General features: G+C 65.8%; 17 protein-coding genes. 2 read left to right on the top strand and 15 right to left on the bottom strand.

Annotation, left to right across the window (positions count from 1 at the left end):
• Window position 1: 1 nt before the first annotated feature.
• From NX773_RS18790 to NX773_RS18750, 9 genes are all read right to left on the bottom strand, one after another.
• Entirely contained in the window at window positions 2–238 is a 237-nt protein-coding gene (locus tag NX773_RS18790; protein ID WP_258857820.1) for a BolA family protein, read from the bottom strand.
• Window positions 239–259: 21 nt separating this feature from the next.
• On the bottom strand, window positions 260–1,027 hold the full coding sequence (locus NX773_RS18785) for an ABC transporter permease (protein ID WP_258857819.1): 768 nt from the start codon (window positions 1,025–1,027) through the stop codon (window positions 260–262).
• Complete coding sequence (locus NX773_RS18780) at window positions 1,024–1,935, bottom strand: ABC transporter ATP-binding protein (RefSeq protein WP_258857818.1); 912 nt, start codon at window positions 1,933–1,935, stop codon at window positions 1,024–1,026. Before NX773_RS18780 ends, NX773_RS18785 begins: the two co-directional genes overlap by 4 nt.
• A 241-nt stretch (window positions 1,936–2,176) precedes the next feature.
• Window positions 2,177–2,452: an STAS domain-containing protein gene (locus NX773_RS18775; RefSeq protein WP_258857817.1), complete on the bottom strand. Its 276-nt coding sequence runs from the start codon at window positions 2,450–2,452 to the stop codon at window positions 2,177–2,179.
• A gap of 5 nt (window positions 2,453–2,457) precedes the next feature.
• Entirely contained in the window at window positions 2,458–3,108 is a 651-nt protein-coding gene (locus NX773_RS18770) for an MlaC/ttg2D family ABC transporter substrate-binding protein (protein ID WP_258857816.1), read from the bottom strand.
• A 65-nt stretch (window positions 3,109–3,173) separates the two neighbouring features.
• Window positions 3,174–4,058: an MlaA family lipoprotein gene (locus tag NX773_RS18765; RefSeq protein WP_258857815.1), complete on the bottom strand. Its 885-nt coding sequence runs from the start codon at window positions 4,056–4,058 to the stop codon at window positions 3,174–3,176.
• Complete coding sequence (gene mlaD, locus NX773_RS18760) at window positions 4,055–4,537, bottom strand: outer membrane lipid asymmetry maintenance protein MlaD (RefSeq protein WP_258857814.1); 483 nt, start codon at window positions 4,535–4,537, stop codon at window positions 4,055–4,057. Before mlaD ends, NX773_RS18765 begins: the two co-directional genes overlap by 4 nt.
• 43 nt (window positions 4,538–4,580) lie before the next feature.
• A complete protein-coding gene (gene mlaE / locus NX773_RS18755) occupies window positions 4,581–5,363 on the bottom strand; it encodes a lipid asymmetry maintenance ABC transporter permease subunit MlaE (RefSeq protein WP_258857813.1) in 783 nt (260 codons plus the stop codon).
• On the bottom strand, window positions 5,360–6,163 hold the full coding sequence (locus NX773_RS18750) for an ABC transporter ATP-binding protein (protein WP_258857812.1): 804 nt from the start codon (window positions 6,161–6,163) through the stop codon (window positions 5,360–5,362). Before NX773_RS18750 ends, mlaE begins: the two co-directional genes overlap by 4 nt.
• A gap of 416 nt (window positions 6,164–6,579) precedes the next feature.
• Between NX773_RS18750 and NX773_RS18745 the strand changes: the two genes are divergently transcribed.
• Window positions 6,580–6,909 (top strand): hypothetical protein, encoded by a 330-nt coding sequence (locus NX773_RS18745; protein WP_258857811.1) that lies wholly within the window; start codon window positions 6,580–6,582, stop codon window positions 6,907–6,909.
• 29 nt (window positions 6,910–6,938) lie between these two features.
• Here NX773_RS18745 and NX773_RS18740 read toward each other — a convergent pair whose 3' ends face one another.
• The 6 genes from NX773_RS18740 to NX773_RS18715 all read right to left on the bottom strand — a co-directional run bounded on the left by NX773_RS18740 (window position 6,939) and on the right by NX773_RS18715 (window position 19,528).
• On the bottom strand, window positions 6,939–8,402 hold the full coding sequence (locus NX773_RS18740; protein WP_258857810.1) for a glutamate synthase subunit beta: 1,464 nt from the start codon (window positions 8,400–8,402) through the stop codon (window positions 6,939–6,941).
• Between the two features lie 145 nt (window positions 8,403–8,547).
• Window positions 8,548–13,251, bottom strand: a complete 4,704-nt coding sequence (locus tag NX773_RS18735) for a glutamate synthase-related protein (RefSeq protein ID WP_258857809.1) — start codon at window positions 13,249–13,251, stop codon at window positions 8,548–8,550.
• Between the two features lie 275 nt (window positions 13,252–13,526).
• A complete protein-coding gene (locus NX773_RS18730; protein ID WP_258857808.1) occupies window positions 13,527–14,228 on the bottom strand; it encodes a transposase in 702 nt (233 codons plus the stop codon).
• A 155-nt stretch (window positions 14,229–14,383) separates the two neighbouring features.
• Window positions 14,384–15,064 (bottom strand): response regulator transcription factor, encoded by a 681-nt coding sequence (locus NX773_RS18725; RefSeq protein WP_258824161.1) that lies wholly within the window; start codon window positions 15,062–15,064, stop codon window positions 14,384–14,386.
• A 64-nt stretch (window positions 15,065–15,128) separates the two neighbouring features.
• The gene (locus NX773_RS18720) at window positions 15,129–16,283 is read right to left on the bottom strand and encodes a PAS domain-containing sensor histidine kinase (RefSeq protein WP_258857807.1); all 1,155 of its coding nucleotides are present in this window, start codon (window positions 16,281–16,283) and stop codon (window positions 15,129–15,131) included.
• 128 nt (window positions 16,284–16,411) lie between these two features.
• Window positions 16,412–19,528 (bottom strand): DEAD/DEAH box helicase, encoded by a 3,117-nt coding sequence (locus tag NX773_RS18715; protein ID WP_258857806.1) that lies wholly within the window; start codon window positions 19,526–19,528, stop codon window positions 16,412–16,414.
• A gap of 282 nt (window positions 19,529–19,810) precedes the next feature.
• On the opposite strand from NX773_RS18715, the gene NX773_RS18710 reads away from it, so the two are divergent.
• On the top strand, window positions 19,811–22,588 hold the full coding sequence (locus NX773_RS18710; protein WP_258857805.1) for an AMP-binding protein: 2,778 nt from the start codon (window positions 19,811–19,813) through the stop codon (window positions 22,586–22,588).
• Window positions 22,589–22,646 lie beyond the last annotated feature (58 nt).

The following is a 22,646-nucleotide window of genomic DNA, read 5'->3' as shown; positions in this document are numbered from 1 at the left end:
CTTATCCCTGGTATTCGGAAGGAGTGAGGGTTTTCATCGACAGCGCGTGGATCTCCTCGCGCATGCGCTCGCCCAGCGCGGCGTACACCAGCTGGTGGCGCTGGATCGGGCGCTTGCCTTCGAAAGCCGGCGAGACGATGGTCGCGAAAAAGTGCTGGCCGTCGCCCTCCACCTCCAGGTGGGTGCATTCGAGGCCGTTCTTGATGTAGCTGTGGATCAGTTCAGGAGTGGTCGCCACGATAATTCCTTTGAAACGTTCTTAGTGGCGCAGCTTGTAGCCGCGCTTGAGCAGGTTGATGGCGACGGCTGCCAGCACCGCGAAAAACACGGCGACGATGGCAAGGCTGGTCCACGGTGAGACGTCCGACTTGCCGAAGAAGCCGTAGCGGAACCCGTCAATCATATAAAAGAACGGATTGAAATGCGAGACTGCCAGCCAGAACGGCGGCAGCTTCTTGATTGAATAGAATACACCGGCCAGGAAGGTGGCAGGCATGATCAGGAAGTTCTGGAACGCGGCCAGCTGGTCGAACTTCTCGGCCCAGATGCCGGCGATGACGCCCATCGTGCCCAGGATCGCGGCGCCCAGGAAGGCGAATACCAGGATCCACAGCGGCGCCGTGAACGCCAGGTGCGCGAACCAGGCCGTGATCAAAAAGACACCGGCGCCCACCACGATGCCGCGCACCACGGAGGCCGCTACGTACGCGGAAATGATCTCCCAGTGCGACAGCGGCGGCAGCAGGATGAACACCAGGTTGCCGGTGATTTTCGACTGGATCAGCGAGGACGAGGAGTTGGCGAACGCGTTCTGCAGCACGCTCATCATCACCAGGCCCGGGATCAGGAAGGCGGTGTAGGTCACGCCTTCGAGCATTTCTACGCGGCCTTCGAGCACATTGCCGAAGATGAGCAAGTACAGCATCGAGGTGACGATCGGCGCGGCGATGGTCTGGGTGGCCACCTTCCAGAAGCGCAGCGTCTCCTTGTAGAACAGGGTGCGGAAACCCACGGACAGCATGCTCATTGGGCTTCCCCTTCCATGATCTGGATGAAAATGTCTTCCAGGTCGGCCTGCTGCAGCTGCATTTCGTCGACGACGGCGCCGCCTTCGCGCAGGCGCGCGAGGATGCCTTCGACCTCGGACGGCGCGTTGACGCGCAGGCTGTAACGCGAACCGTTGCCGTTTTCGTCATGCGAGACCAGCGCGCGCAGCGACTCGGGCAGCGCGCCGCTCTTGATGTGCACCACCAGCTGCGAGCCGGACACGCGGCGCAGCAGGCCCTGCATCGAATCGAGCGCCACCACCTTGCCCAGCTTGAGCATGGCCACGCGCTGGCACATCGCCTCGGCTTCTTCCAGGTAGTGGGTGGTCAGCACCACGGTGTGGCCCTCTCGGTTCAGGCGGCCGATGAACTTCCACAGGGTCTGGCGCAGCTCCACGTCCACGCCGGCGGTCGGCTCGTCGAGCACGATCACGGGCGGCTTGTGCACCAGCGCCTGCGCCACCAGCACGCGGCGCTTCATGCCGCCGGAGAGGGCGCGCATGTTGACGTCGGCCTTGTTGGTCAGGTCGAGGTTTTCCATGACCTCGTCGATCCACTTGTCGTTGTTCTTGATGCCGAAGTAGCCGGACTGCAGGCGCAGCGTTTCGCGCACGGTGAAGAACGGGTCGAACACCAGCTCCTGCGGCACCACGCCGAGCTTCTTGCGCGCTTCGCGGAAATCGGTGACGACGTCATGGCCGTGGATTTGCACGCTGCCCGCATCGGGGCGGATCAGGCCGGCCACGGTGGAAATCAGGGTGGTCTTGCCGGCGCCGTTGGGGCCGAGCAGGCCGAAGAATTCGCCTTCTTCAACCGTCAGGGAAACGCCCTTGAGGGCCTTGAAGCCCTTGTAGCTTTTCTCGACGTTGCTAATCTGGATCGCTGTCATTCTTGTTCGAGGCCGGCCAGAAGCGGCCGCCTTGCGGGGAAACGACCCATTATAGGGGAAATCGAAACTGGAAGAGGCTGGTGGGGATATTTACAACCAACGCGTCGTCCCCGCGGAGGCGGGGACCCATAGAACCTGTGCCGGTCGAAAAGCAATTGCCGCAGGCCCGCCGGCTCAGCATGGGTCCCCGCCAAGGCGGACGGCGAGTCCGGGGACGACGGCGCTAAGGCTGCTGGTGCTTTCAGCTGCCCGGCAGCAGGCCGTCCACGCCGTACAGGCGCGCCAGCGAATGCACGTTGGCCGGCACGTGGATGAAGGACAGCCGCTGCCCGGCCGCCAGCGCCCGGCGCTGCCAGGCCAGCATCACCGCAACGCCGGTCGAATCGGCCGCCTTCACGCCGCCCAGGTCGAACACGGTCTCGCCGGCGGCGATTGCGGCCAGGCCCTGCTCGAGCGCGGCGCGGCCGGACGCGAAGGTCAGGGCATCGAGCGAAAGCATCGGGTTCGCTTCGGCCATGGAGATTACCTCTTCGGCGCCTGCAGCGGCTTGCTGGCCAGCTGCTGGTTGCGCTCGTGGAGCTTCTTGATCAGGCCATCGACGCCGCCCTTGCTGATCTCGGACGCGAAGGTGCTCTTGTAGGTCTCGACCAGCCACGCGCCCAGCACGTTCAGGTCGAAGATCTTCCAGCCCTGCGGCGTCTTGGACAGGCGGTAGTTCAGCGTGATCGGCTCGCCGCGGGTCATGTTCACCTGCGAGCGCACCTCGACTTCGGTGTCGGCCGGGTCGGCGCGGAACGGTTTGAATTCAAGCGTCTCGTTGCGGATCTGCGCCAGCGCGCCCGAGTAGGTGTACACCAGCAGCGTGCGGAACTCGTCGGACAGGGCCTTCTGCTGTTCCGGCGTGGCCTGGCGCCAGAAGCGGCCGGCGGCCAACTGGGTCATCTTCTGCGAGTCCACGTAGGGCAGGATCTTTTCATTGACCAGGTCCATGATCTTGTTGCGGTTGCCGGCCTGGATGTCCTTGTCCGACTTGACCGACTCGATCACGTCGGTGGCGATGCGCTTGACCAGCACGTCCGGCGCCTCGGCGGAGGCCGGCGCGGGGGCGGCCAGCACGGCGGTCGCGAACATGGCGGCGGGGACGGTAACAATCAGTTGTGCGATAGGTTTCATAAATATTCTTCCATTCGTTAGCGGGGCTGCCCGCGCTCTCGTGGCGCGCGGCAGTAGCGTGTTAACTACTTTTGCGGTTCTTTGGATGACGGCGCGGGTTGCTGCGGCGGCGTGGCGGCAGCGTCGCCGTCGTCGCCATAGGCCTTCTTCATGTCGACCTTGCCGCTGGCATCGTCGTCGCCGTAGGCGCCTTTCATATCGACCTTGCCGCTGGGCTCCTGCTCATCATGCTGCTCCTGCTGGCGCAGCCGCTTCTCGTGCTTCTCTTGCGAGCGCTCGTCGTCGTACACGCGGCTCGCGCGGCGCTGCAGGTAGCCGTCGCGGATAAACTCGTAGCGGTCGAGCGCCGCCTCTTCCAGCAAGTTGGACGCGTCCAGGATCGACGCACGCTGGTCCACCGCACGCACGCCGATGCCGACGTTGCGCCAGTTGACCGGCATCTTGTGCGACCACGGGTCGCCCCACAAGTCGGCCGGAAGGGCAACGGAGTCACGCACGGTAGATGGGCCCAGGATCGGCAACATCAAGTAGGGCCCGCTTGGCACGCCCCAATAGCCGAGCGTCTGGCCCAGGTCTTCGTTGTGTTTACGCAACCCGGCCGGCGTGGCAATATCGAGCACGCCGAAAATGCCGAAGGTCGAGTTGAAGGCAAAACGGGTCAGGTCGTTCATGCCATCTCGCCCTTTTGCCTGGGCAAGATTGTTCACCCCGCTCCAGGCATCGGTCAGGTTGCCAAAGAAATTGTTCACCCCGGTTTGCAGGAAGCTCGGCGTGCGCTCCTTGTAGAGCGTGGCGGCCGGCTTGAGCGCGACGCGGTCCACCGTGTCGTTGAAGGTGAACACGGCGCGGTTGAACTTCTCGAGCGGGTCCTGCGGGTTGGCCGGGGTCGCGCAGCCGGTCAGCAGGACGGAGGCGGCCACGCCACCGAAGAGGGACAGCTGGCGGATCATTGCTGCGCGCCCCCTTCCTTGCCGCCTTCGGCAGCCTTGTTGTAGATGAACTGGTTGATCAGGTCTTCCAGCACCGCCGCGGACTGGGTGTGGGCGATGCGATCGCCATCGACCAGGTTGTTGGTGTCGCCGCCCGGCTCGATGCCGACGTACTGCTCGCCCAACAGGCCGGCGGTCAGGATCTTCAGCGAGCTATCCTTGGGAAACTTGTACTGCGGCTGCAGGTCGAGGCGCACCAGGGCCTGGTAGGACTTGTCGTCAAAATTGATGTCGCCCACGCGCCCGACCACCACGCCCGCGCTCTTGACCGGCGCCTGCGGCTTGAGGCCGCCGATGTTGTCGAACTTGGCAGTAACGGCATAGGTCTTGGTGAACGAGATGGTGCTCATGTTGCCGGCCTTCAGGGCCAGGAACAGCAAGGCCAAGGCGCCGAGCACGACAAACAGGCCCACCCAGACGTCAATCATTTTGCGATGCATACTTTTTCCTAATCAGAGAGCCGCGCCGCGCGCAGCCAGACATTTATTTGTTGAACATCAGGGCGGTCATGATGAAGTCCAGCCCAAGCACCATCAGCGAGGCCACCACGACGGTGCGGGTGGTGGCGCGCGAGACCCCCTCCGGGGTCGGCTGCGCCTCGTATCCTTGGAACAAGGCGGTGAAGGTCACCGCCGCGCCAAACACGAAACTCTTGAGCACGCCGTTCAATACGTCATGCCGCACGTCGATATTGGCCTGCATCTGCGACCAGAACGCGCCTTCGTCCACGCCGATCAATTGCACGCCGACCAGGTAGCCGCCGATCACGCCGATGGCGGAGAACACGGTGGCCAGGATCGGCATGGCAACCAGGCCGCCCCAGAAGCGGGGCGCCAGCACGCGCTGGATCGGGTTAACCGCCATCATTTCCATGGCCGACAGCTGCTCGCCCGCCTTCATCAGGCCGATTTCCGCCGTCAGCGAGGTGCCGGCACGGCCGGCAAACAGCAGCGCCGTTACCACCGGACCCAGCTCGCGCAGCAGCGACAGCGCAACCAGCTGGCCCAGCTTTTCGGTGGCGCCGAAGTCGACCAGCGTGTAGTAGCCCTGCAGCGACAGCACCATGCCAACAAACATCCCGGACACGGCAATGATCAGCAAGGAATAGTTGCCGATGAAATGGATCTGTTCAGAAATCAAGGCCGGACGCCGCAGCGCCCCCGGCATCTTGCCCAGCAGGTTGAAGAACGAGCGGGTGACAAAGCCGATCCGGGCGAACAAGCCCAGCACGAAGTCGCCGATGAAGGCCAGCGTATCGGTGATCATGCCGGGCTCCCAAGGCCAAGGTCCTCGGCCAGCGACTTGCCGGGATAATGGAACGGCACCGGACCATCGGGAGCAGCGTTCACGAATTGTTTCACGTACGGGTCCTCCGAGGCGCGCATTTCGGCCGGCGTGCCCTCGGCGACGATTTTTCCTGACGACATGAAATAAACGTAATCGGCGATCGCGAAGGTCTCGTGCACGTCGTGCGAGACCAGGATCGAGGTCGAGCCGAGGGTGTCGTTCAGGTTACGAATCAGGTTGGCGGTGACGCCCATCGAGATCGGGTCCAGGCCGGCGAACGGCTCGTCGTACATGATCAGCTCGGGGTCGAGCGCGATGGCGCGCGCCAGCGCCACGCGGCGCGCCATGCCGCCCGAGATCTCGCTGGGCTTGAGCTTGTGCGCGTTGCGCAGGCCGACCGCGTGCAGCTTCATCAGCACCAGGTCGCGGATGATCTCTTCCGGCAGGTCGGTGTGCTCGCGCAGCGGGAAGGCCACGTTGTCGAACACCGACAAGTCGGTGAACAGGGCGCCGAACTGGAACAGCATGCCCATCTTGCGGCGCAGCCCGTACAGCTCCTCGGTGTCGAGGTCGCCAACGACCTTGCCGGCCACCTTCACGGTGCCCTGCTGGGCGCGGATCTGGCCGCCGATCAGGCGCAGCACCGTGGTCTTGCCGCAGCCCGACCCGCCCATGACGGCAATGAGCTTGCCGCGCGGGAAGTCCATGCGCAGGTTCTGCAGGATGGGGCGCGACCCGTACGCGAAGTGCAGGTCGCGGATTTCGACAAGATTGGACACAGTGCTATTGGTTTTTGGGGAATCACGTATTGTAGTGCAGAAACGGCAATCTCTGCTGGCGACACCTCAGAACAGCCGGCGATATCGACGTGATAATACAACATTAATAACCGTCGAGTCAGATATTTCCGCGCCGTAAGTAATTGTTTTTCTTGAGATATGCATATTGCTCAAGCTTCAAAACGGCCAAGCATTTTAACATACATTCGCGAAGGTTAGCGCCTGTTGCGGTGCGTCAAGAATGGTGCATGGCTGCACCAAAAACGTCGCCGGTGTGGGGATGACATATTTCCATAGAGCAAGAAGAGCGACGTTGGCGGCCCGTTCCTTGAACTGTGCGAGCTCGACTTTTGATCGCGCGCTAACTCGCGGCCCGCACGATTGACATACCGTTCGCGAAGCCGAATCATGGCTTCATGAACGATGTGACACGCGAAGAAGTGGATGCCAAGCTCGTGGCTTTGGAGGCGACGGTGAACGCTCGCCTTGCAAACTTTGAAACCATCGTAAAGACCGGCTTTGCAGAGCTGCGGGCGGAGATGGCCGCGATGCGTGCGGAGATGGAAAGGAATAATGCCGAGCTCATCAAGTGGGGCGTCGGCCTGGCTGTGGCCATCGTCGGCCTGACGGTGGGTTTGCTGACCGTCTTCAGCAAGGTGCCGCAACCTCAACCGGCACCGGCACCGATCATTATCACCATTCCAGGTGGGGCCGGCGTTGCGCCGGCACCCGCCCCGGCAAAGTAGCCCCTTCGCCGCGAAGGGGCCACCGTTCCTTAGCGCGGCAGTACCGACGAGCCCATCAGGAACTCGTCCACCGCACGCGCACACTGGCGGCCTTCGCGGATCGCCCACACCACCAGCGACTGGCCACGGCGCATGTCGCCGGCCGCGAAGATCTTGGGCGACGAGGTTGCGTAGGCGTTCTCGCCGTCCACCGTCGCACGGGCGTTGCCGCGCGCATCCTTCTGCACGCCAAACGCGTCCAGCACCTGCTGCACCGGCGAGACGAAGCCCATGGCCAGGAACACCAGGTCGGCCTTCATCTCGAATTCCGAGTTCGGCACTTCGGTCATCTTGCCGTCCTTCCACTCGACGTGGCAGGCGATGAGCTTCTCGACCTTGCCGTTCTTGCCCTCGAAGCGCTTGGTCGCGACCGCGAATTCGCGCTCGCAGCCCTCTTCGTGGGAGGACGAGGTGCGCAGCTTGGTCGGCCAGTACGGCCAGACCAGCGGCTTGTTCTCGTGCTCGGGCGGCATCGGCATCAGCTCGAACTGGGTGATCGAGGCCGCGCCGTGGCGGTTGGAGGTGCCGACGCAGTCCGAACCGGTGTCGCCGCCGCCGATCACGACCACGTGCTTGCCGGTGGCCTTGATCTGGTCCTTGACCTTGTCGCCGGCGTTGGCACGGTTCTGCTGCGGCAGGAAATCCATCGCGAAATGCACGCCCTTGAGCTCGCGGCCCGGCACCGGCAGGTCGCGCGGCTGCTCGGCGCCGCCGGCCAGAATGATGGCGTCGAACTGGCTGTCCAGGTCTTCCGGGAAGATGGTCTCGCGCGCCATGTTCGACACCGTGGCCGGGAAGTCCTTGCCGATCAGGGTGCTGGTGCGGAAGGTCACGCCCTCGGCCTTCATCTGCTCGACGCGGCGGTCGATCAGGCCCTTTTCCATCTTGAAGTCGGGGATGCCGTAGCGCAGCAGGCCGCCGATGCGGTCGCTCTTTTCGAACACCGTCACGTCGTGGCCGGCGCGCGCCAGCTGTTGCGCGGCCGCCAGGCCCGCGGGGCCGGAGCCGACCACGGCGACCTTCTTGCCGGTCTTTTCGCTTGCGGGCTGCGGCACGATCCAGCCGTGCTCCCAGCCGGTGTCGGCGATCTTGCGCTCGATCGACTTGATGCCGACCGCGTCGCTGTTGAAGTTCAGCGTGCAGGCGGCCTCGCACGGGGCGGGGCAGATGCGGCCGGTGACCTCGGGGAAGTTGTTAGTGGAGTGCAGGTTGTCCAGCGCGCCACGATAGTTGCCGTGATAGACCAGGTCGTTCCAGTCGGGGATCTGGTTGTTGACCGGGCAGCCGGTGTTGCAGAACGGGATGCCGCAATCCATGCAGCGCGCACCCTGCACCTTGGCCTGCGCATCGGTGAGCGTCAGCACGAACTCTTTGTAGTTCTTGACGCGTTGGGTCGGGTCGAGGTGGCCCTCTTCCTGACGCTGAAATTCCATGAAGCCTGTGATTTTACCCACGTGTTTTGTCCTTTGCCTTTGCCGTCGTTCCCGCGCAGGCGGGAACCCATAGACCGCCTGCAGTTTCGCGAATGCCTCGACTTCGTTAGCCTCAGCATGGGTCCCCGCCTTCGCGGGGACGACGTGCTCGATTTTCGTCTTAAGGTTAAGCCGCCACTTCGGCCGCGTCGTTGGCCTCTTCCATGCTGCTGTTGTGCATCTCTTCCAGCGCGCGCTTGTACTCGGTCGGGAACACCTTCACGAACTTGCCGCGGCTGGTGGCCCAGTCGTCGAGCAGGTTGCGGGCACGGGTGCTGCCGGTGTGCTTGAAGTGGCGCTCGATCAGGCGACGCAGGATGACTTCGTCCGCCTCGCGCTCGCCGCCGCGCACCTGGCTGTGCCAGCCGGCCACGTCCTTCTGCTCCTTCTCGGGCAGCACCGGCACCAGGTCCACCATCGCGGTGTTGCACTTGCCGGCGAACTCGCCTTTCGGGTCGTACACGTAGGCCACGCCGCCCGACATGCCGGCCGCGAAGTTGCGCCCGGTCTCGCCCAGCACCACGACCGTACCGCCGGTCATGTACTCGCAGCCGTGGTCGCCGCAGCCTTCCACCACCGTGGTCGCACCCGAGTTACGCACCGCGAAGCGCTCGCCGGCCACGCCGTTGAAGAAGGCTTCGCCCGCGATCGCACCATACAGCACGGTGTTGCCGACGATGATGTTGTCCACCGCCCAGCCGCGGAACTCGGTGTTCGGGCGCACGATGATGCGGCCGCCCGACAGGCCCTTGCCCACGTAGTCGTTGCCTTCGCCAACCAGGTCGATCGTGATGCCGGCTGCGAGGAAGGCCGCGGCCGACTGGCCGGCGGTGCCCTGCAGCTGGATGTGGATCGAGTCGTCCGGCAGGCCGGCGTGACCGTAGCGCTTGGCCACTTCGCCCGACAGCATGGTGCCGACGGTGCGATTGACGTTGCGCACCGGCGAGATGAACGAGACGCGCTCGCCCTTCTCCAGCGCGGCCTTGGCTTGCGCGATCAGCTTGTGGTCGAGCGCGCGGTCCAGGCCGTGGTCCTGCGCGTCGCTGTGGTAGATCTGGTGACGCGTGTCGGTCTTGGGCTGGAAGAAGATGTTCGAGAAGTCCAGGCCTTGTGCCTTCCAGTGCTTGATCGCCTTCGACTTGTCCAGCAGGTCGGCGCGGCCGATCAGTTCGTCGTAGGAGCGGATGCCCAGCTGCGCCATGAGCTGGCGGGCTTCCTCGGCCACGAAGAAGAAGTAGTTCACCACGTGCTCGGGCTTGCCCGAGAACTTGGCGCGCAGCACCGGGTCCTGCGTGGCAACGCCCACCGGGCAGGTGTTCAGGTGGCACTTGCGCATCATGACGCAGCCTTCCACCACCAGCGGCGCGGTGGCAAAGCCGATTTCGTCCGCGCCCAGCATGGCGGCGATGACGACGTCGCGGCCGGTCTTCATCTGGCCGTCGGCCTGCACCCGGATGCGGCTGCGCAGGCCGTTGAGCACCAGCGTCTGCTGAGTTTCGGCCAGGCCCAGTTCCCACGGCGTGCCGGCGTGCTTGACCGACGACAGCGGCGAAGCGCCGGTGCCGCCGTCATGGCCTGCCACCACCAGGTGGTCGGCCTTAGCCTTGGACACGCCAGCGGCCACGGTACCGATGCCCACTTCGGACACCAGCTTGACCGAAATCGACGCGGTCGGGTTGGCGTTCTTCAGGTCGTGGATCAGCTGCGCCAGGTCCTCGATCGAGTAGATGTCGTGGTGCGGCGGCGGCGAGATCAGGCCCACGCCCGGCACCGAGAAGCGCAAGGACGCGATGTATTCCGAGACCTTGTGGCCCGGCAGCTGGCCGCCTTCGCCCGGCTTGGCGCCCTGCGCCATCTTGATCTGGATCTGGTCGGCCGAGTTCAGGTACTCCGCGGTCACGCCGAAGCGGCCCGATGCGACCTGCTTGATCTTCGAGCGCAGCGAATCGCCTTCGGCCAGCGGGATGTCGGCGACCACGCGGTCCTTGCCGAGCACCGAGGCGAGGGTCTCGCCCTTGCTGATCTTGATGCCCTTGAACTCGTTCACGTAGCGCAGCGGGTCCTCGCCGCCTTCGCCGGTGTTGCTCTTGCCGCCGATACGATTCATCGCCACGGCCAGCGTGGCGTGCGCCTCGGTGGAAATCGAGCCGAGCGACATGGCGCCGGTGGCGAAGCGCTTGACGATCTCCTTGGCCGGTTCCACTTCGTCCAGCGGAATCGCCTTGCTCGGGTCGATCTTGAATTCGAACAGGCCGCGCAGGGTCAGGTGACGCTTGCTCTGATCGTTGATGATCTGGGCGTATTCCTTGTAGGTGTTGAAGTTGTTGGCGCGCGTGGAGTGCTGCAGCTTGGCGATCGCATCCGGGGTCCAGACGTGGTCTTCGCCGCGCACGCGGTAGGCGTATTCGCCGCCCACGTCCAGCGCGTTGGCCAGCAGCGGGTCCTTGCCGAAGGCCAGGCCGTGCAGGCGCAGCGCTTCCTCGGCCACGTCGAACAGGCCGATGCCTTCCACGCCCGAGGCGGTGCCACGGAAGTACTTGTTGACCAGCTCGCGGTTCAAGCCCACGGCTTCGAAGATCTGCGCGCCGCAGTACGACATGTAGGTCGAGATGCCCATCTTGGACATCACCTTCATCAGGCCCTTGCCGATTGCCTTGGTGTAGTTGGCGATCGCCTTCTCGGCCGACATCTCGTGCGGCAGGTGGGCTGCCAGTTCGGCCAGCGTCTCCAGCGCAAGGTAGGGGTGCACGGCTTCGGCGCCGTAGCCGGCCAGCAGGGCGAAGTGGTGGGTCTCGCGCGCCGAGCCGGTTTCGACCACCAGGCCGGTCGAGGCGCGCAGGCCGCGCGCCACCAGGTGCTGGTGGATGGTCGAGGTGGCCAGCAGGGCGGGAATGGCGACCTGGCCGGCATCGACCTTGCGGTCCGAGACGATCAGGATGTTGTGGCCGGACTTGACCGCGTCCACGGCCTCGGCGCACAGCGAGGCGAGCGAGGCCTCGATGCCTTCCTTGCCCCACGAAACCGGGTAGCAGATGTTCAGTTCGTACGACTTGAACTTGCCGCCGGTGTGCGAGCTGATGTTACGCAGGCGCGCCATGTCCTCGAAGCCGAGGATCGGCTGCGACACTTCCAGGCGCATCGGCGGGTTGACGTTGTTGGTGTCCAGCAGGTTGGGCTTGGGGCCGATGAAGGACACCAGCGACATCACCATCGCCTCGCGGATCGGGTCGATCGGCGGGTTGGTCACCTGCGCGAACAGCTGCTTGAAGTAGTTGTACAGAGGCTTGAGCTTGTTGGACATGACCGCCAGCGGCGAGTCATTGCCCATCGAGCCGGTAGCTTCCTCGCCCAGCAGGGCCATCGGCGCCATCAGGAATTTCAGGTCTTCCTGGGTGTAGCCAAACACCTGCTGGCGGTCGAGCAGCGACGCGGCGGCCTTTTCGCCCTGGGCCTGCGCCGCGCCGTGGCTGCCGGAGAGCTTGATGTCGCCCAGCTTGATGCGCACCGACTTGATCCAGGCCTTGTACGGCTTGGCGTTGGCGTAGGTGTCCTTGAGCTCCTTGTCGTCGATGATGCGGCCGGCTTCCAGGTCGATCAGGAACATCTTGCCCGGCTGCAGGCGCCATTTCTTGACGATCTTCGATTCCGGAATCGGCAGCACGCCGGACTCGGACGCCATCACGACCAGGTCGTCCTCGGTGACCACGTAGCGCGCCGGGCGCAGGCCGTTGCGGTCGAGGGTGCCGCCGATGTGGCGGCCGTCGGTGAAGGCCATGGCGGCCGGGCCGTCCCACGGTTCCATCATCGCGGCGTGGTATTCGTAGAAGGCCTTGCGGTTCTCGTCCATCAGCGTGTGGTTTTCCCACGCTTCCGGGATCATCATCATCATCGCCTGGGCGATCGGGTAGCCGGCCATGACCAGGAGTTCAAGCGCGTTGTCGAAGCTGGCGGTGTCGGACTGGCCTTCGTAAATCAGCGGGAACAGCTTGGGCAGGTCGTCGCCCAGCACGGCCGACTTGAGCATGCCTTCGCGGGCGCGGGTCCAGTTGAAGTTGCCCTTCACCGTGTTGATTTCGCCGTTGTGCGCGATCAGGCGGTACGGGTGGGCCAGCGGCCACTCCGGGAAGGTGTTGGTGGAGAAGCGCTGGTGCACCAAGGCGAGGGCCGAGATGCAGCGCGAGTCCTGCAGGTCCTTGTAGTACACGCCCACCTGGTCGGCCAGCAGCAGACCCTTGTACACGATAGTGCGCGCCGACATCGACGGCACGAAGAATTCCTTGCCGTGGATCAGCTTGAGCGCCTGGATCGCGTGGCCGGACGACTTGCGGATCACATACAGTTTGCGCTCGAGCGCGTCGGTGACCATGATGTCCGGGCCGCGGCCGATGAAGATCTGGCGGATCACCGGCTCCTTGGCCTTGACGGTCGGCGACATCGGCATGGTCTCGTCCAGCGGCACGTCGCGCCAGCCGAGCACCACCTGGCCTTCGATGCGCACGGCGCGCTCGATTTCCTGCTCACAGGCGATGCGCGAGGCGTGCTCCTTGGGCAGGAACACCATGCCCACGCCATATTCGCCGGGCGGGGGCAGCTCGATGCCCTGCTTGGCCATCTCGTCGCGGAAGAACTGGTCCGGGATCTGGATCAGGATGCCGGCACCGTCGCCCATCAGCGGATCGGCGCCGACGGCGCCCCGGTGGTCGAGGTTCTTCAGGATCAAGAGGCCTTGCTCGATGATCGAATGGCTCTTGTTGCCCTTGATATGGGCGACGAAACCGACGCCACACGCGTCGTGTTCATTGACTGGATCGTACAAACCTTGGGCAATCATGAGGCTTCTCCAACAGCTTTTTTGGGGGTTGAAGGCCGAGAATAGTGCAACGCAACAGAAAGTTCAACGAGAATAATTAGGGTCGGAGTCGAATTAAATGCGAGCAGTCATCCCGTGAAAATAATTGGGGACATGGTTGCGAGGCGCGAATCGGGGCTGGACGCGTGGGCAGGAAACCTGCCCACCCTACGTATGCGACGGTTTGCGGGTAGGGCGGGCAGATCCTCTGCCCACGCGTTCAACTAACGGGAGAACAGTCGGCAAAGCTACGCCGATCAAGCGGCCGGCGGCGCCTGTTTGAAGGGCCGGCCGCGCTTGGCCGGCAGGATGCGCCGGCTGGTCTTGCGCTCCAGCTCGACCTTGAAGGTGTCGGTGGCCAGCGGCCAGCCCTTGCGCACGGCCTCGTCGATCTGCCTGAGCTCCTGCTCAGGGAGTCCTTGCTGGACCAGTTCGATGTAGGCTGCCTCGCGCTGGAACGGGGTATTGCCCAGCGACCAATACAGTGAGTGATCGCTTACTGCCGGGTCCGGCCGCAGCCCGGCGTGATGGCGGTAGCTCGACCAGGGATATTCGGCAGGGTCGGCAGCCAGCTGAGCGCGCACCGGATTGAGTTCGATGTAGCGGCAGCAGGCGAGGAAATACTTGTCGGCTTCGACCAGCGAGGTGCGGAACCGGCCCTGGAACAGGCTGCCGCTCCTGTTGTATTTTTGATTAAACCATGGCACGTACAGGCGGCCGATCTTTTGCATCATCAGCGCCAGGCCGGTGCTGTCGCTCGGGGTGGCCAGCAGGTGGAAGTGATTGGGCATCAGCACGTAGGCGTGCACGGCCACGTTGTAGAACCGGGCCGATTCCTTGAGCCAGCCAAGGAGGTGCTCGTAGTCTTCGGGCTCGCGGAAGATGAGCTGGTTGTCGTTGCCGCGATGGATGATGTGGTGCGGCTGGTTGGGCAGGATGAGGCGGGACTGGCGGGCCATGGCGTCGGTGCTGGATCGGATTTCAGTGCATTGTACTCCACAATGGCCACCCTGTCCCCATTTTCATCCAGCTGTTCAATATTTTCCAGCTACTATGTCCCCAATAATTGCCGAACACGGCATGAACGCACAAGCACCCTGTCCCCGATTGCGGGTCAGGACAAGGTAAAGCCGGCCGAGAGGCTGTAGCCCTCGCCGTAGGCGCTGCGCAGCGGCAGGTCCTGGCCCAGGCCGCTGCGGGCCTTCTTGCGCAGGCGGTAGACCAGCATGTCGACGCGGCGGCTGGCCTCGGGGTCATCCCCGCCCATGCCGGCCACGATGACCTGGCGCGGGACCGGCCGGGTGTTGATGGTCAGCAGGTGCAGGAAATTGCACTCTTTCTCGGTCAGGTCGATCACCCTGCCCATCAGCTCGAGCTGGCGGGCACTCACACGCAGCACCCATTTGCTGGGCGCCGGCGCCGGCTCCTGCGGGCGCACGCGGCGATCCAGCGCCTCGATGTGGGCGGCCAGTTCGGGGAACTTGATCGGCTTGGTCAGGTAGTGGTCGGCACCCAGCCGCAGGCCGAGGATGCGGTTATCGAAAGCAACCCGCCCGGTCAGGACCAGCAGGCCGATTTCCGGGTAGAGCTGGCGCATGCGCGGGATCACATTGAAGCCGTCCTCGTCGGGCAGGCCGAGGTCGAGTACCACGACTGCGGTCGGCGTGCGGGTCAGCGCGGCCCACATTTCGCTCGCAGTGGTCGCGACGTTCACTTCGTGGTCGAGCTCCCTGAGGAACTCGGCCATGTCGCCGGCGTAATCGCCGTTGTCTTCAACAATCAGGATTTGCGTCATGGAGATTGGCCATTGTTGTCATTGTGGTATGGGCGCCAATTCGGGCATCCACCCCGGCCTGGGTTTAACGATTATCACGGTTGGGCTCGTGTGAATCAACAACTTTCCCGCGTTCAACCGGTGTTGGCAACCAGATTTTGAACATTGCGCCGCCAAATGGACGCTCCACGAGCTCGATCGTGCCGCCATGGACCTCGAGCACCGATCGAGCCATGTACAAGCCGAGCCCATTGCCCGGTATGCCAGCTGCATTACTGCCGCGAAAACCCTTGTCGAATATGCGTGCCGCATCGTTTGCGGGTACCCCGGCGCCCTGGTCCGCGACCGCAAGTTCGACGCCGTTGGCGACCGCCCGCCCGACCAATGCGACCTCGCTGCCCGGCGGCGAAAATGCGAGCGCGTTGTCCACCAATACCTTGACCGCCAGCCGCAATCCCTGCGGGTCGCCGCGCAGCGCGGCCGGCAACGCGTCCGCCTGCATGCGCACCGGCCGTCCGGCGGCCTGCAGCAGCTGGGCCGCTTCGTCGAGCAACTGGCGCGGCGCGATGCCGGCCGCGGGCTTGCTGCGACCGAGCGCGGCCATCCGGTCCGGCGACAGGTATTCGTCCAGCATGCCGATCAGCCGGTCCACCGCCGCGCCGATCTTGCGGTAGCGCTGGCGCGTGGCCTCGTCGGCGTTGCCGCAGGTGGCTTCCAGGCGCTGGATGGCGCCGTCGATGGTCGACAGCGGGGTGCGGAACTCGTGGTTGAGCATGCTGGCGAAGCGCTTCTGCTCCGCCGCGAGCGCGCGCCTTGCCGACTGGTCGCGGATCATGCCGGCCAGCGCAACCGGGGCACCGTCGGCATCGAGGATGAGCGTGGAGATGACTTCGACGGGAACGGCCGGCCCCGACGGGGTGGGCATCTCCCATTCCCGCACCAGGCGCAGGCGCGAGGTGTCGCCGGCGGCGTAGCGCGCCAGCCGCTGCGGCAAGCCGGCGCACAGCGCGCGCAGCGGGCCGGGCTGGTCGGAACCGGCGAGCTGCTGCCGGAAAGCGGCGGGGGAATGGCCGAGCAGTGGCTCGACCGCAGGACTGATGTAGCGCAGATCGCCCGACGGGCAATCGACGATGAAGGCGATGTCACCGGCGATCTCGGCAATGGCGCGGAAAGCATCGGCCGCGCCTGGCGTCTCCATCGCCGCGGCGCCTGAACCGTTGCTGCACGCGCTGCGATCCATGGACTGGCCTTTTCAAAAGTGACACTATCGCCAGTCAGTATATCGTCCAGCTTGCGCCTCTGTATAGACAAGCGCAGCGGCGCGACAACAGGAGCGGGCAACGGTGCGCGCCGCACCGTTGCCGCGTTTTACGAGGAGGCGTCCTCGAGCGGCGCGAAGATCGCCTGCAGGTCTTCCTGCGTGAGCGCCATCTTCTGCGATTCGCCTTCGGCCAGGATCGACTGGGCCAGCTCGGACTTCTTCTGCTGCAGCTGCTGGATCTTTTCTTCCAGCGTGCCCTTGGCGATCAGCTTGTACACGAACACCGGCTTGTCCTGCCCGATGCGCCAGGCGCGGTCGGTGGCCTGGTTCTCGGCCGCCGGGTTCCACCACGGGTCGTAGTGGATCACGGTGTCGGCCGCGGTCAGGTTCAGGCCAACCCCGCCCGCCTTCAGGCTGATCAGGAAGATCGGCACCGCGCCCTGCTGGAACGCGGCCACCTGGGCCGAGCGGTCGCGCGTCTCGCCGGTCAGGATGGCGTACGGGATGTTGCGCGCGTCCAGCTCCTCCTCGATCAGCCCCAGCATGCTGGTGAACTGCGAGAACACGAGGATCTTGCGGCCTTCCTCGAGCAGGTCGTCCACCATCTGCATCAGGTCGGCCAGCTTGGCCGAGACCGGCTGCTTTTTGGACGGCAAGGCCTTGACCAGGCGCGGGTCGCAGCAGACCTGGCGCAGCTTGAGCAGCGCTTCCAGGATCACGATCTGGCTGCGCGCCACGCCCTTGCGGTCGATTTCCTCGCGCACTTTCTTGTCCATTGCCAGGCGCACCGTTTCGTACAGGTCGCGCTGGGCGCCGGTGAGCTCGACCTTGCGCACCATCTCGGTCTTTTCGGGCAGCTCCTTGGCCACGTTGTCCTTGGTCCGGCGCAGCAGGAAGGGACGGATGCGGCGGTTGAGCAAACCGCGCCGTACCGGGTCGTCCTGGCGCTCGATCGGGTGGCGGAACTGGGCGTTGAAGGTCTTTTCATCACCGAGCAGGCCCGGCAGCAGGAAATGGAACTGCGACCACAGTTCGCCCAGGTGGTTTTCCAGCGGCGTGCCGGTCAGGCACAGGCGATGGCGGGCGTTGAGCATGCCGGCCGTCTGCGCCGCCTTGGAGCGGGTGTTCTTGATGTAGTGCGATTCGTCCAGGATCACCAGGTGGTAATGGTGCTCGCGCAGCTTTTCCTCGTCGCGCGGCAACAGTGCGTAGGTGGTCAGCACCAGGTCGGCCTGGTCGATCTGGTCGAACAGCTCCATGCGCTCCTTGCCCTGCAGCAGCAGCACCTTGAGATCCGGCGCAAAGCGGCTGGCTTCCTCGACCCAGTTGGTCATCAGGCTGGTCGGCGCGATTACCAGCGCCGGACTGGTCAGGCGGCCGGCTTCCTTTTCGGCCAGGATGTGGGCCAGCGTCTGCACCGTCTTGCCCAGGCCCATGTCGTCGGCGAGGATGCCGCCCAGGTCGTATTCGCGCAGGAACTGCATCCACGACAAGCCGTCCAGCTGGTAGTCGCGCAGGGTGGCGCGCAGGCCGGCCGGGGCCGCCACTTTCTTGACGGAGCCGAAGCTGGCCAGCTTGCGGCCAGTTTCGCGCAGCTGCTCGCCGCCGGACCAGCGCAGCGCGACGCCGCGCGCCAGGTCGTCCAGCCGCGCCGCGTCCAGCGTGGACAGGCGCACCTTGTCCTTGAGCTTTTCGTTGAAATACAGCTCGCCCAGCGTGGCCAGGATGGGCTTGACGCGCCCCCACGGCAGCGCCACGCGCACGCCGTCCGGCAGGGTGGCCAGCATCTGGTCGTCTTCGGCGTGGGCGGCCAGCACCTCGGGGTTGAAATCGGTCGGCGCGCTGCGGATCAGCTGCACCAGCACCGGCAGCAGCGGCACCGGCTTGCCGTTGACCGAGATGCCCAGCTCCAGCTCGAACCAGGCCTTGCCCGCTTCCTCGGGCTCGTCGATGCGGGCATACCAGTCGTCCACCGGCACCACGTCGTAGCGGTACTTGGCGGACTTCTGCAAATGCCAGCCGGCATCGATCAGGCTGTCCAGGTCGCTTTCGGCAAAGCGCAGCCAGTGCGCCTGGCTTTCCAGCTGCAGCGCGCCCACCACGCCATTGAGCGGGGCGGTGCCCGGCTTGCGAAAGCCCAGCTTGTGCAGCTGTGCCAGCGCGTCGGCCTCGGCAGCCTCGTCGCGGTCGATGACCTCGGTGATGTCGCCCACCTGGCGCACGACGCGCTGGGCCGGGTCGAACGAGATCTGCTGGCCGTCATAGTCGTAGGACAGCACGGCGTAGTCGTGCCAGCGCTGGCCGTTAACGTCGGGCAGTTGCACCGAATCGAGCAAGAGGTGCGGCACGGGTTTGACGTCGTTGCGCACGCGCTGCGACAGCGGCTGCGGCAGTGGCATCAGTTGTTGCAGGCCATGCGCCAGCAGCAGCTGCGAGACACGCTTCTTGTCGTTGCCGGTGAGCACCGGCGCCTGCGCGACCAGCGCCTGCAGCTCGGCCAGCGAGATGTCCACCCCACCGCGGTTGAGCTCGAGCGGGCCGCAAGACAAATTGTCCACATACCACGGCGGGTCGGTCGGCAGCATGTAATCGATCTGGTCGGCGCCCGGGTGGTTCACGCCCTTGGCCGGCTCGACCGACCAGCCGAGCTTGGCGGCGCGGCCTTCGTCGCGCCAGGCCAGGTTGGCGCGGCGCACTGGACCGGCCTGCAGCGGGTACACCAGGCCGTTGGCCATGTCCTGCCACGAGTTAGCCCAGAGCAGCTTCTCTTGTTCAAGCAGCATCTGCAGCAGGATGGCGCCGACCTTGCCCTTGGGCTCGGTCGCGCTGGTGCCCTGCGAGGCGCCGCTGCGCATGGCGATGAAAAAGCGCACCAGATCGACGTCGTCGCCCTCCAGGTAGGCGGGCGGGGCCGACAGCAGCGAAAACACTTCGCTCACCGGGGCGGCCGAGGCCACCTCGCCGTTCGTGCGCAGCTTGGCCTTGCACAGGCAGATGGCAACGTGGCGGCCGCCGGAAGTCGGGGCCATCACGTACACGAATTTAAATTGGACAGCCTTCGGGTCCGTCGCTTCGGCAGTCAGCCGGGGGCGCGGGTGCGCCGCCGCTTCGACCCGTTGCAGCCAGCTCGTCACCGGGGCGGGCAGGGCCGTCGTGCGCGCGGGGGCGCGCGCCGAAGGAGCTGCTTCGCTGGTGCCGTCGCGTTGGAAATCAACAGTGTGCATGGGTCCCTTGAGCCTGTATCAAAAAACACAACAAACGCTATTATCCTTCATACGGCCACTTCTGTTTTGTTCGGAATCGCACCTTCCCGAGAAATCTTTTCAATACGAAATTGCTCTGAAGCAGAACAAACCCGGGGGCGGCCCGGACTGTTCCTGCGCTTCGACACCCCGCTGATCAGCCGGTTCGGCCAAAATGCAGTTCCCGCAACGGCGTGATGCAGCGCAAAACCCGGTCGCAGCGACGTTCTAAGGTGGCCGGACACCGGGTCCGGGCCGAACGCCGTGAACGATACCGCCACCTCTTCCGCCGCCATCGACCAATTGCTGGGGATCGTCGAGCAGGTCGCGCGCGAGAACCATCCGGGGCAAGCCTATGCCGTCACCGGGCACAGCTCGTTCGAGCGCGAACTGGGGCTGGACAGCCTGGCGCGGGTCGAGCTGGTCCAGCGCGTGGGGCGCGCGTTTGCGGTCGAACTGCCGCCGCAGGCGCTGGCCGAAGCCGACACGCCGCTGGAACTGCTGCGCTTTTTGTCGCCGCGCCGCTACGAAGACCTGCGCACGGCGGCGCTGCCACCGCAAGGCGGCGCCGGCGTCCCCGCCCAGGCCGAAACGCTGCTGGACGTGCTGGAATGGCACGCCAGCCGCGCGCCGGACCGGGTGCACATTTTGCTGCGCGACGAGCACGGGCGCGACGTGCAGATTACCCATGGCCAGCTGCTCGCCGCCGCGCGCGAGGTGGCCGCCGGCCTGCTGGCGCACGGGCTGCGCCCGCACCAGACGGTGGCGCTGATGCTGCCGACCGGCCGCGACTACCTGTCCTGCTTCTTCGGCGTGATGCTCGCCGGCGCCATCCCGGTGCCGATCTACCCGCCGGCGCGGCTGGCCAACATCGAGGACCACCTCAAGCGCCACGCCGGCATCCTGGCCAACGCACAGGCGGCGCTGATCATCACGGTGGAGGCGGGCAAGCCGGTGGCGGTGCTGCTGCAGGCGGCGGTGCCCTCGCTCGGCGCCATCGTCACCCCGGCCGAGCTGCACGGTGCGGAGCGCCTGCCGGCGCAACGGCCGGGCAGCGGCGACATCGCCTTCCTGCAGTACACCTCGGGCAGCACCGGCGCGCCGAAGGGCGTCACGCTCACCCACGCCAACCTGCTGGCCAATATCCGCGCCCTGGTGCAGGCCGCGCGCGCCGGCCCGGACGACCGCTTCGTCTCGTGGCTGCCGCTGTACCACGACATGGGGCTGATCGGCGCCTGGTTCGGGTCGCTGTACGCGGGCATTCCGCTGGTCCTGATGTCGCCGCTGGCCTTCCTGGCGCGCCCGTCCCTGTGGCTCGAAGCCATCTCGCGCCATCGCGGCACGATCTCGGCGGCGCCGAATTTCGCCTACGAGCTGTGCGCGCGGCACGTTGGCGACGAGACGCTGCGCCAGCTCGACCTGTCGTGCTGGCGCCTGGCATTGAACGGCGCCGAGCCGGTGAGCCCGGCCACACTGGCGGCGTTTGCCGAACGCTTTGCGCGCTGCGGACTGCGGCGCGAGGCGCTGGCTCCTGTGTACGGGCTGGCCGAGTCGTCGGTGGGGCTGGCGTTTCCGCCACCGGGGCGCGGCCCGCGCATCGACACCATCTTGAGCGAGCCCTTCGTGCGCGAACGCCGCGCGGTGCCGGCGCCGGCCGGCGCCAGCGACACCGTCGCGCTGGTGGGCTGCGGCATGGCGCTGCCGGGGCACGAGCTGCGCGTGGTGGACGACACCGGCGCCGAGCTGCCCGAACGCGCGGTGGGCCGCCTTGAGTTTCGCGGGCCTTCGTCCACCAGCGGCTACTACCGCAACCCGGAGGCCACGCGGCTGCTGAAGCACGGCGACTGGCTCGACACCGGCGACCACGCCTACATTGCGGACGGCGAGGTGTTCCCGGCCGGGCGCGTCAAGGACCTGATCAAGCGCGGCGGACGCAACCTGTATCCCTACGACCTGGAACAGGCGATCGGACAGATCCCCGGCATCCGCAAGGGCTGCGTCGCCGTGTTCGGCAGCCCGGACCCGGCCACCGGCAGCGAGCGGCTGGTGGTGGTGGCCGAGACGCGCGCCGCGTCCGAGCTCGATCGCGCGCGCCTGCGCCGTCAGCTGAACGAGACGGCGGTGGACGTGATCGGCATGCCGCCGGACGACATCGTGCTGGCGCCGCCGCACGCGGTGCTCAAGACCTCGAGCGGCAAGATCCGGCGGCTGGCCAGCCGCGAGGCGTACGAGCAGGGCACGCTCGCCCAGCCGGAGCAGCGGCCATGGCTGCACGGCGCACGGCTGGCGACAAAGGCGCTGCTGGCGCGGGCAAAGGTGACGGGCAGGCGCGCACTGGCCTGGCTGTATGCCGGCTACGCCTGGTTCGTCTTCGCGCTCGTGCTGCTCGCGTTCGGCGCGCCGGTGATCGCCTTGCAGCGCCCTTCTGCCGGCCGGCGCATCGTGCGCGCGGGCGCGCGGCTGGCCATGCGGCTGCTCGGCGCGCACCCGCAGGCGCACGGCCTGGAATGCCTGCCACGCGAGCCGCACATCCTGCTGGTCAACCATTCCAGCTATCTCGACGCGATCATGCTGGCCGCCGTGCTGCCGGCCACGCCCGGCTACGCCTTCACCGCCAAGCGCGAATTCGCGCGCCAGTGGTGGATGAAGCGGCTCGTCACCGGGGTCGGCGGGGTGTTCGTCGAGCGCACCGACGCGCGGCGCGGCGCCGAGGATGTGGACGCGATCGTGGCCGCACTGCGACACGGCGAGCGGCTGCTGGTGTTCCCGGAGGGGACATTCACTCGCGAGAGCGGCATCCTCGCATTCCATTCCGGCGCGTTCATGGCGGCAGCGCAGGCGAGCGCGCCCGTCGTCGTGGCGGCCCTGTCCGGTACGCGCGAAGCGCTGCGCGCCGACAGCTGGCGGCCGCGCCATGCGCGCATCGCGCTGGAAGTCGGGCCCATGCTGCGCCCGTCCGGCGCCGGCTGGGCAGACGCCGTGCAGCTGCGCGAGGCGGCGCGGCAATCGCTCGCGTCGCTGCGCGGCGAGCCCCTGGCCTGAGGATTTGCACACGCCGCCGGTACTGTCAAGACTGGCACTACGGCGCTGTTTGCGTATC

It is taken from the genome of Massilia solisilvae (assembly GCF_024753215.1).
In the GTDB taxonomy this organism is placed as follows: domain Bacteria; phylum Pseudomonadota; class Gammaproteobacteria; order Burkholderiales; family Burkholderiaceae_D; genus Telluria; species Telluria solisilvae.
The sequence above is the reverse complement of the archived record's forward strand: the minus strand, read 5'-3'. Positions and strand labels throughout refer to the sequence as shown.

Bases quoted from the DNA above. Each gene is read 5' to 3' on its own strand.
- NX773_RS18785 (WP_258857819.1), bottom strand. From the start codon at position 1,027: ATGAGCATGCTGTCCGTGGGTTTCCGCACCCTGTTCTACAAGGAGACG.
- NX773_RS18780 (WP_258857818.1), bottom strand. From the start codon at position 1,935: ATGACAGCGATCCAGATTAGCAACGTCGAGAAAAGCTACAAGGGCTTC.
- NX773_RS18775 (WP_258857817.1), bottom strand. From the start codon at position 2,452: ATGGCCGAAGCGAACCCGATGCTTTCGCTCGATGCCCTGACCTTCGCG.
- NX773_RS18770 (WP_258857816.1), bottom strand. From the start codon at position 3,108: ATGAAACCTATCGCACAACTGATTGTTACCGTCCCCGCCGCCATGTTC.
- NX773_RS18765 (WP_258857815.1), bottom strand. From the start codon at position 4,058: ATGATCCGCCAGCTGTCCCTCTTCGGTGGCGTGGCCGCCTCCGTCCTG.
- mlaD (WP_258857814.1), bottom strand. From the start codon at position 4,537: ATGCATCGCAAAATGATTGACGTCTGGGTGGGCCTGTTTGTCGTGCTC.
- mlaE (WP_258857813.1), bottom strand. From the start codon at position 5,363: ATGATCACCGATACGCTGGCCTTCATCGGCGACTTCGTGCTGGGCTTG.
- NX773_RS18745 (WP_258857811.1), top strand. From the start codon at position 6,580: ATGAACGATGTGACACGCGAAGAAGTGGATGCCAAGCTCGTGGCTTTG.
- NX773_RS18735 (WP_258857809.1), bottom strand. From the start codon at position 13,251: ATGATTGCCCAAGGTTTGTACGATCCAGTCAATGAACACGACGCGTGT.
- NX773_RS18730 (WP_258857808.1), bottom strand. From the start codon at position 14,228: ATGGCCCGCCAGTCCCGCCTCATCCTGCCCAACCAGCCGCACCACATC.
- NX773_RS18725 (WP_258824161.1), bottom strand. From the start codon at position 15,064: ATGACGCAAATCCTGATTGTTGAAGACAACGGCGATTACGCCGGCGAC.
- NX773_RS18720 (WP_258857807.1), bottom strand. From the start codon at position 16,283: ATGGATCGCAGCGCGTGCAGCAACGGTTCAGGCGCCGCGGCGATGGAG.
- NX773_RS18715 (WP_258857806.1), bottom strand. From the start codon at position 19,528: ATGCACACTGTTGATTTCCAACGCGACGGCACCAGCGAAGCAGCTCCT.